The 12,708-nt window shown below is 60.8% G+C and carries 10 protein-coding genes; 7 read left to right on the top strand and 3 right to left on the bottom strand.

Annotated elements, in window-relative coordinates:
* Positions 1–27 precede the first annotated feature (27 nt).
* Both HB780_RS03995 and HB780_RS03990 read right to left on the bottom strand, forming a co-directional pair.
* Complete coding sequence (locus HB780_RS03995; protein ID WP_183688769.1) at positions 28–927, bottom strand: dihydrodipicolinate synthase family protein; 900 nt, start codon at positions 925–927, stop codon at positions 28–30.
* Positions 928–1,025: 98 nt separating this feature from the next.
* A complete protein-coding gene (locus HB780_RS03990; RefSeq protein WP_183689598.1) occupies positions 1,026–1,739 on the bottom strand; it encodes a FadR/GntR family transcriptional regulator in 714 nt (237 codons plus the stop codon).
* 212 nt (positions 1,740–1,951) lie between these two features.
* Between HB780_RS03990 and HB780_RS03985 the strand changes: the two genes are divergently transcribed.
* The 6 genes from HB780_RS03985 (at position 1,952) to HB780_RS03960 (ending at position 10,350) form a co-directional block, all read left to right on the top strand.
* A complete protein-coding gene (locus tag HB780_RS03985) occupies positions 1,952–3,892 on the top strand; it encodes an ABC transporter substrate-binding protein (protein ID WP_183688768.1) in 1,941 nt (646 codons plus the stop codon).
* A 128-nt stretch (positions 3,893–4,020) separates the two neighbouring features.
* On the top strand, positions 4,021–5,007 hold the full coding sequence (locus HB780_RS03980; protein WP_183688767.1) for an ABC transporter permease: 987 nt from the start codon (positions 4,021–4,023) through the stop codon (positions 5,005–5,007).
* A 9-nt stretch (positions 5,008–5,016) separates the two neighbouring features.
* Entirely contained in the window at positions 5,017–6,138 is a 1,122-nt protein-coding gene (locus HB780_RS03975) for an ABC transporter permease (protein ID WP_183688766.1), read from the top strand.
* 7 nt (positions 6,139–6,145) lie between these two features.
* Positions 6,146–7,867: an ABC transporter ATP-binding protein gene (locus tag HB780_RS03970; RefSeq protein WP_183688765.1), complete on the top strand. Its 1,722-nt coding sequence runs from the start codon at positions 6,146–6,148 to the stop codon at positions 7,865–7,867.
* Between the two features lie 80 nt (positions 7,868–7,947).
* Positions 7,948–9,135: a galactarate dehydratase gene (locus tag HB780_RS03965; RefSeq protein ID WP_183688764.1), complete on the top strand. Its 1,188-nt coding sequence runs from the start codon at positions 7,948–7,950 to the stop codon at positions 9,133–9,135.
* A 180-nt stretch (positions 9,136–9,315) separates the two neighbouring features.
* Positions 9,316–10,350 carry a glycoside hydrolase family 25 protein gene (locus tag HB780_RS03960; protein ID WP_183688763.1) on the top strand — a complete coding sequence of 345 codons (1,035 nt, stop codon included), beginning with the start codon at positions 9,316–9,318 and terminating at the stop codon, positions 10,348–10,350.
* Between the two features lie 47 nt (positions 10,351–10,397).
* Here HB780_RS03960 and HB780_RS03955 read toward each other — a convergent pair whose 3' ends face one another.
* The gene (locus HB780_RS03955) at positions 10,398–11,150 is read right to left on the bottom strand and encodes a GntR family transcriptional regulator (RefSeq protein ID WP_183688762.1); all 753 of its coding nucleotides are present in this window, start codon (positions 11,148–11,150) and stop codon (positions 10,398–10,400) included.
* 207 nt (positions 11,151–11,357) lie between these two features.
* Here HB780_RS03955 and HB780_RS03950 point away from each other — a divergent pair, with 207 nt between their 5' ends.
* Entirely contained in the window at positions 11,358–12,614 is a 1,257-nt protein-coding gene (locus tag HB780_RS03950) for an ABC transporter substrate-binding protein (RefSeq protein WP_183688761.1), read from the top strand.
* The last annotated feature ends 94 nt before the right edge of the window (positions 12,615–12,708 follow it).

The raw sequence follows: 12,708 nt of genomic DNA, 5'->3' as shown, positions 1-12,708 counted from the left end.
CTGCAGCAATGGACAGGCTCAGTGCGCCTACCCCTCCCAGTCCTTCAGCAGACGATGCAATTCCTCCCGGTCTTTCTGATCGAGCTGCGGCAATCCCGGCACGCGCACCGGACCGACATCGAGGCCGGAATAGGTCACCGCCTCCTTCACCACCGTGACGTTGGCACCGTTTCGGAACTTCGTGCGCATGCGTTCGAACGGCTCGAGCTTGTTGACGATCGCGCGCGCCGCGGCGAAATCGCCCCTGTCCAGTGCGTCGAGAACGGCGAGCGACAATTGCGGCGCGACATTGACCAGGCCGGAGGTAAAACCCCGCGCGCCGGCAGCGGTGAAGGTCGGCGCCCAGCTCTCGGCGAGACCGCAGACGAAGAGCGCACCGGCCGGGTCCGAGGCTGCGATGGCCCTGGAGAGCAGCATCAGATCCGTCGTCGCGAACTTGATACCGGCAATGTTGGCGTGGCCGGCAAGGCGAACCATGTCGTCGACGCTGAAGCCGTCGGCGCGCACATAAGCCACCAGTGGCAAAGGCGACGCCTCAGCAAGATTGCAGAAATAGTCGATCTGCGCTGCGGGTGCAGCAAAGGGATCGACGGGTTGATGCGACATGACCGCAGACGCGCCGATCGCAGCGGCATCTTTTGCCATGCGGATCGCCTCGCGCAAAGATCTGCCGATCGCCGCCGTCACCGGCGCCTTGCCGTCGACGCCCGCAACCGCCGCCTCGTGGACATGGCGGATCTCCTCGGGCGTCAGGGCATAGAACTCACCGGTATTTCCAGCCGCGACGATATTGTGGATGCCGGCAGCGGCGACCCGATGATAGACCTTTGCCGTGATCCGGGGCTCGACCTCGCCCCTATCGTCATAAGCCGTCACGGGAACACCTGACACGCCTTTCAGCGCCTGGCGTATGGTTGCGATGCTCATCTTCTTACCCCCGTTAACTCTCCACCGATGATCGAAACGGAAGGGTGGCAGCACCAGTCAAAGCCGGTCGTTGCATCGTCCCTTCCACCCATTGCCGCTCAGACACCCTGGAACATGCGGGCGCGGGCGTTCAGTATGTGCCGCTTCATCGCGTCATGTGCCTCGGTCTCCTGTCGCGCGAAGATCGCCTTTACGATCACCGCATGCTCGTCCTGGACGCTACGTATCTGCTCGGCCGTCCGCTTGAGGCTCAGGCTTCGGGTGACGGAATGCCCGATGGCGAAATGCGGCCTGAACCATTCACGGATCGTGATGTGAAACTGGTTTCCGGTTGCCATGGCGATCGCGTCGTGCAGCACCTGATCCTCCTCGGCGCCGAGCTTGCCGTCGCTTAGACATTGCTCGATATTGAGAAGGGCGGCGGTGATCCGCTCCTTGTCCGCCTGCTGCCAGTTGCGCGCGGCAAGTTCGGCCGCTTCCGCCTCGAGGCCGGCGCGAAATTCGAAAAAACGCTGCACATCGGCAAGGGAGCCAACCGGCACCATCTTCAGCACGGACGAATCCGGTCGTTGTCGCACATAGGAGCCCGACCCCTTGCGCGAGACAATCAGGCCATCGCCTCTCAGGTGCTCCAGCGCTTCGCGAATGACCGGCCTCGATGCCCCGAACATGACGGCAAGCTTTTCCTCCGACGGCAATCTTTCATTCACCGGGAAGTTTCCGTCCGCGATCATGCCCACGATCTTCTCGTAGATGATGTCGCCGAAGCGCGTTGCGCCTCCGTCCGATTGAACGACGGTCGACAATGTCATCATCATCCTTTGTTTTGCCGCCAAGCGACGAGTTTCAGCCTATTCCTGGGCGGCAGGGCTACTAAATCTGTTAATATCTGTCAACTCTTGTAATTATTTGCGAACGTATCTATCGTCTGCTCGCGGCGCCAAGAGGACGCCTTGCGACGAGTTGGGAGCTTGTCGCGCCGGTTCAGACAAAGTCATGCCGGCGTCAAACGGGAGGGATATGGATGCGCGATAAAATACAGTCTCGCGGCGTGACTCGTCGCGCCGTTCTCGGGGGCATGGCGGGCGTTGCGGCCTTGTCCCTTGCCGGTCGTGCCGCTGCCGCGGGCGGCGAAGCCCCCGCATTGGCTGAACTCGTCAAGGGCGGAAAGCTGCCGCCACTCGCCGACCGGCTGCCGAAAAAGCCGATGGTCGTGCCGCCTTTCGAGAAGATCGGCACCTATGGCGGAACCCTTCGTCGCGGTCTGAGAGGCTCGTCGGACCATAACGGCATCCTGCGCATGGTGGGCAATCAGAGTCTCGTGCGCTGGAACATGGAATTCACCAAGGTTCTGCCCAATCTTGCCGAGCGCTGGGAAGTCAATGACGACGCGTCGCAATTCACATTCCATCTGATCGAAGGCGCGCGCTGGTCGGACGGCCATCCCTTTACCGCCGACGACGTCGTCTTCGCGATCGAAGACTGCGTGAAGAATACCGACCTTTATAGCGCGGCACCTGCGCAGTTGTCGGTCGCGGGCAAGGTGGTCAATGTCGAGAAGATCGACGACTTCACGGTGAAATTCACCTTCGCGGCACCGAATGCGCTCTATTTGGAAAATCTCGCAACGCCGCTCGGCCAGCATCCGACGCTGTTTCCGAAACATTACTGCAGCCAGTTCCTGCCGAAGTACAATGCGAACGTCGCCGAGGACGCCAAGAAGGCGGGCGTCAGCAGTTGGCCCGAGCTTTTCCGGGCGCGCTGCGGCGATATCGAGATCCCATCGCGCTGGGGCAATGTCGACAAGCCGACACTCGATCCCTGGGTCGTGAAAGAGCCTTATACCGGTGGCGCCACGCGCGTCGTCATGACCCGCAACCCCTATTTCTGGCAGGTCGACACCGAGGGTAACCAGCTTCCCTATATCGACGAAATCAACTTCGGCATTTCGCAGGACGTCGAATCCCTGATGCTGAACGTCATCTCCGGAAAGATCGACATCCAGGAGCGCCATATCAGCGTGCTCGCCAACAAGCCGACGCTCTCGCAGAACATGAAGAAGGGCGATTATCGCCTTCTGACGCTCGTGCCCTCCACCTCACAGCAATGCCAGATCTACTTCAACATCACCCACAAAGATCCGGCCATGCGCAAGATGTTTGCGGACAAGTCGTTCCGGCAGGCGTTGTCACTTGGCATCAACCGGCCGGAGGTGATCGACATCGTCTATTTCGGTCAGAGCGAAGGCTATCAGGCCGGACCACGCCCGGAGCATCCGTGGTATCACGAAAAACTCGCGCGCCAGTTCACCGAATACGATGCCGACAAGGCGGGCGCGATGCTGGACAAGGCAGGCTACGACAAGAAGGACGGTAACGGCTTCCGTCTAAGGCCGGACGGCGAGAAGGTCTTCTTTGCCATCGACGTCATCCCGACGCTCTATCCGGATCTCGTCGATGCGTTGGAACTGGTCAAGGCGCACTGGGCGCAGATCGGCATCGACATGAAGGTCAACACGATCGAGCGGGCGCTCTACTATACGCGCGGCGACGACAACGCCCATGATGCGCAGGTCTGGCCGGGACCTGGCGGCCTCGATCCCATGCTCGACCCGCGCGATTTCTTTGCGTTCCACCCACAAGGCTCGCGTTACGCCATTCCATGGTCGGTCTGGTACACCTCGAACGGCAAGAAGGGCGAGGAGCCGCCGGAGAGCCAGAAAAAGCGCATGAAACTCTTCGACGAAGCACGTTCGACCGCCGATCTCGACAAGCGCGGCGCGGCGATGAAGCAGATCTTCGATATCGCCGCCGACGAATTCGAGACCGTCGGTCTCTGCCTTGCCGTCGGCGGTTTCGGCATCATCCGCAACAATCTGCGCAATGTACCGGAAAAGCAGCCCGACAGCTGGTCCTGGCCCAATCCAGGCCCGGCACTGCCGCAGCAGTTTACGTTCACAAGCTGATTTTGCAGACCCGGCGCCGCCCCGGCGGGCGGCGCTATTTTCAAGCGCGCCGCTCGACGCGAATGATGGGCCTTCCTGGGCCTGCCAGTTTCGAAGAGCGGCGTTTAATGCAGGGTTAGGGACGCTTCATGCTGGTCTTCATCACCAAACGCCTTTTATGGATGATCCCCTCGCTTTTTGCGATCAGCTTCCTCGCCTTCGTGCTGATCCAGTTGCCGCCGGGCGATTATGTGACGACCTATATCGCCACACTCGCCTCCTCGAATGAAATCGTCGATCAGAATACGGCGGCGCAATTGCGCGAGCGCTTCGGCCTCGATCAGCCGATGATCGTGCAATATCTCAAATGGATATGGGGCATTCTGTCCCGCGGCGATTTCGGCATCTCCTTCGAATGGCAGCAGCCGGTCTCCGGCCTCATCTGGGAACGGATGGCGCTGACGCTGGTTCTTGCGCTGGCGACACTGATCGCCACCTGGGCGATCGCACTGCCGATCGGCGTCTACTCCGCCGTCAAGAAATACTCGATCGGCGACTATCTCTTCACCGCCTTCACGTTCCTGGGGCTTGCCATTCCATCCTTCCTGCTGGCGCTGGTGCTGATGTATGTCGCGGCCGTCGAGTTCGGCCAGGATGTCGGCGGCCTGTTTTCGTCCGAGTACGAGACAGCCTACTGGAGCATCGCCAAGATGCTCGACCTTCTCAAGCATATATGGCTGCCGGTCATCATCCTTGCCGTATCTTCGACCGCGAGCCTCATCCGCGTGATGCGCGCCAACATGCTCGATGAACTGCCCAAGCCCTATGTGACGACCGCGCGGGCTAAGGGTCTCTCCGAATTCAGGCTCTTGGTGAAATATCCTTTGCGGATCGCCCTCAATCCCTTCATCTCGACGATCGCCTGGCTGCTGCCAAACCTTATTTCCGGTTCCGTCGTGGTGGCGATCGTCCTCAATCTGCCGACGGCGGGACCGCTCCTGCTGCAATCGCTGATGGCGCAGGACATGTATCTCGCCGGCGCCTTCGTACTTTTGATCTGCGCACTGACGCTGATCGGCTCGTTGATCAGCGACATCCTGCTCGCGCTGGTCGATCCCCGCATTCGGTTGGAATAGGAGCCGCCCATGGCCGACATCGCCGTCACAAACATTCAGCCGGATCGTGCCGCCGTCGCCTCGCAATGGCAGCTGATCTGGTGGGCCTTCCGCCGGCACAAGCTTGCCATGGTGGCCCTCTTCGTCACCGTGGCGATGTATATCGTCGCCATCGTTCCGGGCTTCTTCGCCATCAACGACCCCTACCTGCAGAATGCACGGGCGACGTTTCATCCGCCGCAGAGCGTGCATTTCATCGATACCGACAACGGTCTTTCCTTGGGCCTGCACTATTATCCGTTGAAGCTTAGCCGCGACCCGGAAACGCTGGCGGCCATCTTCAAGGAGGACAGGACGAAGCGGGTCGACATCAGCCTGTTCGGCCGTGGCTACGAATATTCGGTGCTGGGTCTTTTCAACTCCAACATCCATCTGCTCGCCTCCTCCGACAAGACTACTCCCCTCCTCCTCTTCGGAGCGGACCGGCTTGGTCGCGATGTGTTCAGCCGGACGGTGCAGGGCGCGCAGATTTCGCTATCGATCGGTCTTGTCGGCGTCTTCTTCTCGCTGCTGCTCGGCATCGTGCTCGGCGGTATCTCCGGCTATTACGGCGGCCGTCTCGATTTCTTCATCCAGCGATTGATCGATTTCGTGCTGTCGCTGCCGACGATCCCGATCTGGCTCGCCATGGCCGCGGCGCTGCCGCAGGGCTGGCCGGCCGCCCTGCAATACATGATGATCACCATCATCCTGTCATTGACCGGCTGGGCGCAGCTCGCCCGTGTCGTCCGGGGCCGCTTCCTGTCTCTGCGCACGGAAGAATTCGTGGCCGCCGCAAGGCTCGACGGCGCCCGCGAGAGCCGGATCATCTTTCGTCACATGCTGCCAAGCTTCGCCAGCCATATCATCGCTTCGATCACGCTTGCCGTGCCGGCGATGATCCTTGCGGAGACGTCGCTCTCCTTCCTGGGGCTTGGCCTGCAACCGCCCACCATCTCCTGGGGCGTGCTGCTGCGCGAGGCGCAGAACATCCGCTCGATCGCCACGGCGCCATGGCTCTTCATGCCGGGCCTTGCTGTCGTCATCGCCGTCATGGCGCTCAATCTTCTCGGCGACGGCCTGCGCGATGCGGCCGATCCCTATAACAAATGAGGCCGGCATGACCGATATCGTTTCCATGACGGGCGGGCGGCCGCTGCTGCAGGTGAAGAACCTGAGCGTCGACTTTCCATTGCGTACCGGCAATTTCCGCGCGGTCGACAACCTCTCCTTTTCGATCGAGCCGGGAAAAACGCTCTGCGTCGTCGGCGAGAGCGGATCCGGCAAGTCGGTGACGGCACGCTCGATCCTGCAGATCGTCGATGCGCCCGGCCGCATCGCTAGCGGCTCCATCATCCTGAACGGTTCAGACGGAAGCTCCATCGACATCGTCAACCTCAATCCGCGCGGACGCCAGATCCGCGCCATCCGCGGGCGTGACATCGCCATGATCTTCCAGGAGCCGATGGCCTCGCTCTCGCCGGTGCACACGGTCGGCGACCAGATCATGGAGGCGCTGCGCCTTCACACCAGGATGAGCAAGGCGGAAGCCCGCACTGAAGCCATATCACTGCTCAAACAAGTGGAGATTCCTTCTCCGGACAAAGCGGTGGACCGATACACATTTCAATATTCCGGCGGCATGCGCCAGCGCGCCATGATCGCCATGGCGCTCGCCTGCAAGCCGCAGCTTCTGATCGCCGACGAGCCGACCACGGCGCTCGATGTGACCACGCAGGCCGAAATCCTCGACCTGATCGCCCGGCTGCAAAAAGCCTATGGCATGGCAGTGCTGTTCATCACCCATGACATGGGCGTCGTGGCGCAGATCGCCGATGATGTGCTGGTCATGCACAATGGCGTCGCCAAGGAATATGCGCCGGTTGAACAGATCTTTCACGCACCGAAGGACGACTATACGCGGATGCTGATCGGCTCCGTCCTGAAGCTTGAGGAGAAGGCCGAGATCAGGCTGGCACGGCCGCCACTCGACAGGACGGCGGCGCCCATTCTCGAACTGCGCAACGTGTCGATGACCTTCGGTGAAGTGAGAGCGCTCGATGACATCTCGATATCGCTGCTTCCGGGTGAAACGCTCGGCATCGTTGGCGAAAGCGGCTCGGGCAAGACCACCATGGGCCGCTCGATCATGCGTCTCCTCGATCCGAGCGCCGGCGAGATCCTCTATCGCCGCGCTGATGGTGGCGTCATCGATCTGGCGACCGCGAAGGGAGAGAGTCTCGCGGCCGCACGGCGCGAATTGCGCATGGTCTTCCAGGATCCTTTCGGTTCCCTCAATCCCCGCATGACTGTCTCCCAGATCATCGGCGAGCCGCTGCTCGTCAATGGTATCGCCAGGGGCCGGGCGCTGGACGAGCGCGTTTGCGACCTGATGGAACAGGTGGGCCTCGACCCGAAGACGCGCGAACGATATCCGCACGCTTTTTCCGGAGGCCAGCGCCAACGCATCGGCATTGCCCGCGCCATCACCCTCAACCCGCGCATCATCGTCGCCGACGAGGCAACCTCGGCGCTCGACGTATCCGTCCGCTCTCAGGTGCTCGACCTGTTGATGCGGCTGCAGGACAAGCTCGGCCTCGCCTATATCTTCATCAGCCACGATATCGGCGTCATCCGTTACATGTGCGACCGTGTCGGCGTGATGTACAAAGGCCGGCTTGTCGAAGTCGGCGATGCGGACAAGGTCTGCAACACACCCGAGCACGCCTATACGCAAGCGCTCATCTCCGCCATTCCCCGCCCAGATCCGCGTGATCGGGACCACTCGCGCCGTTTCCGCTACGTCGAGCCGGATGCGCTGAAAAACGGCAACGCCGCGTGATGACGATCGTGCCGATACCCCCTCATGTGCGGAGCTCCCTTCCGCACCATGACTATTGCAATCGATAGAAGGACAGATAGATGAAGATCGACCGCATGCGGGTTTTCATGACCCGGGACAAGGACCGCCCCCGCGTTATCGTCGCACTCGACACGGATGACGGCCTGACGGGCTGGGGCGAATGCTACAATCACGGTCCCGACAAGGCGCTCCCACCCATTCTCGATTATCTCTACGGATTTCTGTCCGGCCAGGACCCGACGCGCATCGACTATCTGGTGAACCTGCTGATCCAGCAAAGCCGCTTTCCGCCGGGTGCGCTCGGGCTTTCTGCCATCTCGGCGCTCGATCATTGCCTGTGGGATCTCTCGGCCAAGGCCGCGAATGTTCCGGTCTACAAGCTGCTCGGTGGTGCCGTGCGCGATCGCGTCAAGGTCTATGCCGGCGTTTACACCGCGCCGGATGCGCCCGCCGCCCGCGACGAATTCGATCGCCTGAACGCCGAATGGGGCTTCACCGCCTTCAAGCTCAGCCCCTGGCGCGTCGACATCCACGCCCATCGCTGGGGCAATGTCGTCAAGGCGTCGGCGGATTACTTCCGCTCATTGCGCGAAACCGTGCGCGACGATTATGAGATCGCCTTCGATGCGCATGCGCAGATTTTCGAGCCGATCGCGGCAAGGCAGCTCGGCAACGCGCTGGCACCCTACGATCCGCTATTTTACGAGGAGCCGCTGCGTCCGGAAAACATCGACATGTGGGGCGACCTCAAGCAGGGGCTGAATTGCGTGCTGGCGACCGGGGAGTCGCTCTACAATCGCAATGAATTCCTGCGCTTGCTTCAGGTCAAGGGCGCCGACCTGATCCAGCCCGACATCTGCGTCGTCGGCGGCATCAGCGAAATGCGGCGCATCGCGACGCTTGCCGAAGCCTATTTCGTCGGCGTGGCGCCTCACAATCCGATGGGTCCGCTGGCGACCGCCGTCAACGTTCACTTCTCGGCCGCCACCCAGAACTTCCGCATCCTCGAATATCGGCTGCCCAAGGGCCAGGCCTATGTTTATGGCGGCAAGGATATCGAAAAGCGGCAGGGCGAGACACGTTATGTCGTCGACCCCTACCTGCCGAAGGATGGTTATCTGGAGCTCAGGCCCGACAGGCCCGGCTGGGGCGTCGAGATGGACGAAAAAGCGATGGTCGAAGAAGGCTACATCCATTGGCAGCGCCGCGTTCCGAAACGCCCCGACGGTTCCTATGCCTTCGCCTGAGTGACCCACTGGGTCGGCATGCCGCTTCAATGGCCGTCATGCCGACCCGGCTCGCGATTACCGTGAGCCTGTAAAGATTGGATTCAGTCTTTTTTGGTAATTGTCCGTTAGCAATACGTGCTGGTGAACTCCCGACGGCATCGATTGTGCTGTCGATCCTTGTTTTGCGTGCGGGCTCCTATGCGTCTAACGGCTATATCAGCAATCCTTCTTGCCTCCCTGGTATTGTCAGGTTGCTCCACCAGTTCCGGTGCGGGCGACCTCGCGGCCGGGCTTCCATCGCCCGAAACGACAAATTCCATCACTCAGACAAGCGGTCCTGTCCCTTCGGTCAGTGTCGGCGAGGTGATTGCACAGTCGGAACGGCAGCAGGGCCTATACGCTTCGCCAGCGCCCGGCCCGCGCCCACAGGCATTTCTGTCGGTCACCAAGACGGAGGGCACGCCGCTTCCATCGGAAAGGCCCGTTGCGATGCTGATGCCGGCCAACCCCAGGATTAGCAGCATAGCGCCGCAGTCGCGCTCACCGATCTACGCCCGCCGTTTTCGCGACGCCAAGCCGATCAATTTCGGCCTATCCTCGCCGAGAAAGCTTGCCGTGCACGGTGTCGACGTTTCGCGCTGGCAGGGCGACATCGACTGGCAGACGCTGCAAACGCAGGGCGGCGCAAACTTCGTCTACATCAAAGCGACCGATGGCGGCGATCACCTCGACCCGATGTTCAAGCAGAACTGGCGCAAGGCCAAGGAAGCCGGGCTGAAGCGCGGCGCCTATCACTTCTTCTACTGGTGCCGGACGGGCGCCGAACAGGCCGACTGGTTCATTCGCAACGTTCCGAAGGAAGCAGGGGCCCTACCGCCGGTGATCGATGTCGAGTGGAACGGCGAATCGAGCTGCAAGCAGCGCGTCTCTCGCGAGCGGGTCCTCGAAAAAATGCAGACCTTCATGGACAAGCTGGAGCGGTATTACGGCCAGCGTCCGATCATCTACACCGCACCGGATTTCTATCGCGATAATCTGAGGGGCGCGTTCCTCGAACACCCCTTCTGGCTGCGTGCGGTGGCTGAGCATCCATCAAAAGTCTATCCGGGCCGCAAGTGGCTGTTCTGGCAATATTCGGGTTCCGGTCTGTCGCATGGCGTCGAAGGTCGGATCGACCTCAATGCCTTCCATGGCAGCGAGGACGAATGGCACAAATGGGTGGCGACGAACTGAGCCTGGAAAGCGTCCGGTAGCGACGGACTACAGTCGAGCCAACCACTTCAATATTGCGTGAAATCACCGGTTTCCGACTGTAGCAGCGTCAACGGATAGCGGGCTGGATGATGCACAAGCGCCGTCATGTTCACCGGCCGGTTGCGATCGTCGAAGGCAATCTGGTCGACCGTCAGAACGGCAGCCGGCGGCGTAAGCTCCAATATGGCCGTTTCTTCATCGGTGGCGATGCGCGCACTCAAGGTCGTCTGTCCACGCTTCGGATAAATCCGGTAGCGTTCGCGCAATTCCGCATAGAGAGAACGGTTGGCAACGCCCCAGTCGAGATCCAGAAGGCCGGCGACGCGGCCGGCGGGAATCCAGTCGGTCTGGATGACCGCCGGTATATTGTCGATCAGACGCAATCTGGTCAGCACGACCACCTCCGCGCCGGGCGCGAGGAACAGCGGTCGGCTTATGTCGAGCGGCGCGCGGACGATGCTGGCTTCGATCAGGCGATGGCCGGGATTGCGACCGTTGGCCAGTGCAGTGCTGGTGAAACTCTTCAAAACCTGCAGCTCGAATCCGCCGCCATGCTCGGTGACGTAGAGCCCCTTGCCGGGCTGGCTTTGGACCACGCCCTGCTGGGTTAACTCGCGGATAGCATGGCGGACCGTAATGCGGCTGACATTGTAGAGATCGACGAGTTCGCGCTCGGACGGCAGCTTGCCACGCAAGGGAAGCTTGCCGTCGCGGATGGACGCCAGCAACGCTTCATAGACTTGCTTGTGCAGCGGGCGTGGATCGCCTCGGTCAACCATGTCTTGTGTTTCAATCAACGTTCCCTTGTTCTGGCGCGTATTCAAATGCCGTTTCCCTCGCGACCTCATTCAGGCCTTCGCCATCTTTGACGCAAATCTCTTGAAAGTCCATATTGACATGACTGGTCATAACCAGTCCTATTAACGTCAAGGAGCCGTAGAGTTCCGCACGATGCCAAAGCGTTATCACAATCAAGGGAACAGTTCATGTTTAGGAAAAGCCTTGCTGCCCTCTCTCTCTGCGCTGGCCTCTGGACGGTCTCGGCCCATGCCGAAACAATCTCCGTCTTCTGCGCGCCGACAGAATTTGAGTTGTGCACGACCGTCGCCAATGCCTGGAAGGAGAAGACAGGCAATGAGGCAAAGATCAACAAGATGCCCGCGCTGCTGGATGATGCGATCCCGCTCTATCAGCAGCTGCTTGCGGCAAAATCAACCGATGTCGATGTCCTGTTTCTCGACGTCATCTGGCTCGGCATGTTCAAGAGCAACCTGCTCGACCTGAAGACGCTGATCCCGCAGGCCGATCAGGACAAGCATTTTGCCTCGACGCTCAATGCCGCAAAACTGAGTGGCAATCTTGTCGCCATGCCCGCCTACATGGATGTCGGGCTGATGTTCTACCGCAAGGATCTTCTGGAGAAATACGGCAAGCAACCACCCAAGACCTGGGATGAACTGGCGACGACCGCCAAGGAAATCCAGGACAAGGAACGTGCCGCCGGCCACCCCGACATGTGGGGATATGCCTGGCAGGCAAAGAGCTATGAAGGGCTGACCTGCGATGCCATCGAACTCATCGCGTCGAACGGCGGCGGCACGATCATATCCGACGACGGCAAGGTGACGATCGACAACCCGCAAGCCGCAGAGGCAATCGGCAAGGCCAAAGGCTGGATCGGCTCGATCAGCCCCGAGGGCGTGCTGAACTATGACGAGGAAGCATCGCGCGCAATCTTCGAATCCGGCAACGCGGTCTTCCACCGCAACTGGCCCTATGTTTGGGGGACGTCGCACCAGGCAGGAAGCTCCATCATCGACAAGGTCGGCGTGATGCCGCTTCCGGTCGGTAAAGAGGGGCAAAAGTCCAGCGGTTGCCTTGGGCCGATGTATTACGGCGTGTCGAAATACTCGGCCAAGCCGAACATCGCAGCCGACTTCGTCAACTTCATCACCGGCCCTGACATGCAGAAAGTGCGTGCGCTCAAGGACGCGGTCAATCCGTCCATCCCGGCGCTCTATAGCGATCCCGAAATCCTGGCCAAGATCCCCTTCCTCAAGGACAACCAGCAGGCCTTTGCCGACAGCGCCGTTCGCCCATCCGGCTATACCGGCACCAGCTACAACCGGGTGTCGCAGGCCTTCTATCGTACGGTCCACGACATGCTGTCCGGGGGCACCGACGTCAAATCGGGCCTGACGTCGCTTGCAGGCCGGCTTGAGAAACTCAAGGAAAGCCGCTGACGCCAACTTGGGCATCGGCGGGGAGAACCTGTCTTCCCGCCCGCCAAACGCGCCGCTGTCTCGCCGCCGCCTAGTGGTGGCGAGCCTTCATGAT

The organism is Rhizobium lusitanum (assembly GCF_014189535.1).
Lineage (GTDB): Bacteria > Pseudomonadota > Alphaproteobacteria > Rhizobiales > Rhizobiaceae > Rhizobium > Rhizobium lusitanum_C.
The sequence above is the reverse complement of the archived record's forward strand: the minus strand, read 5'-3'. Positions and strand labels throughout refer to the sequence as shown.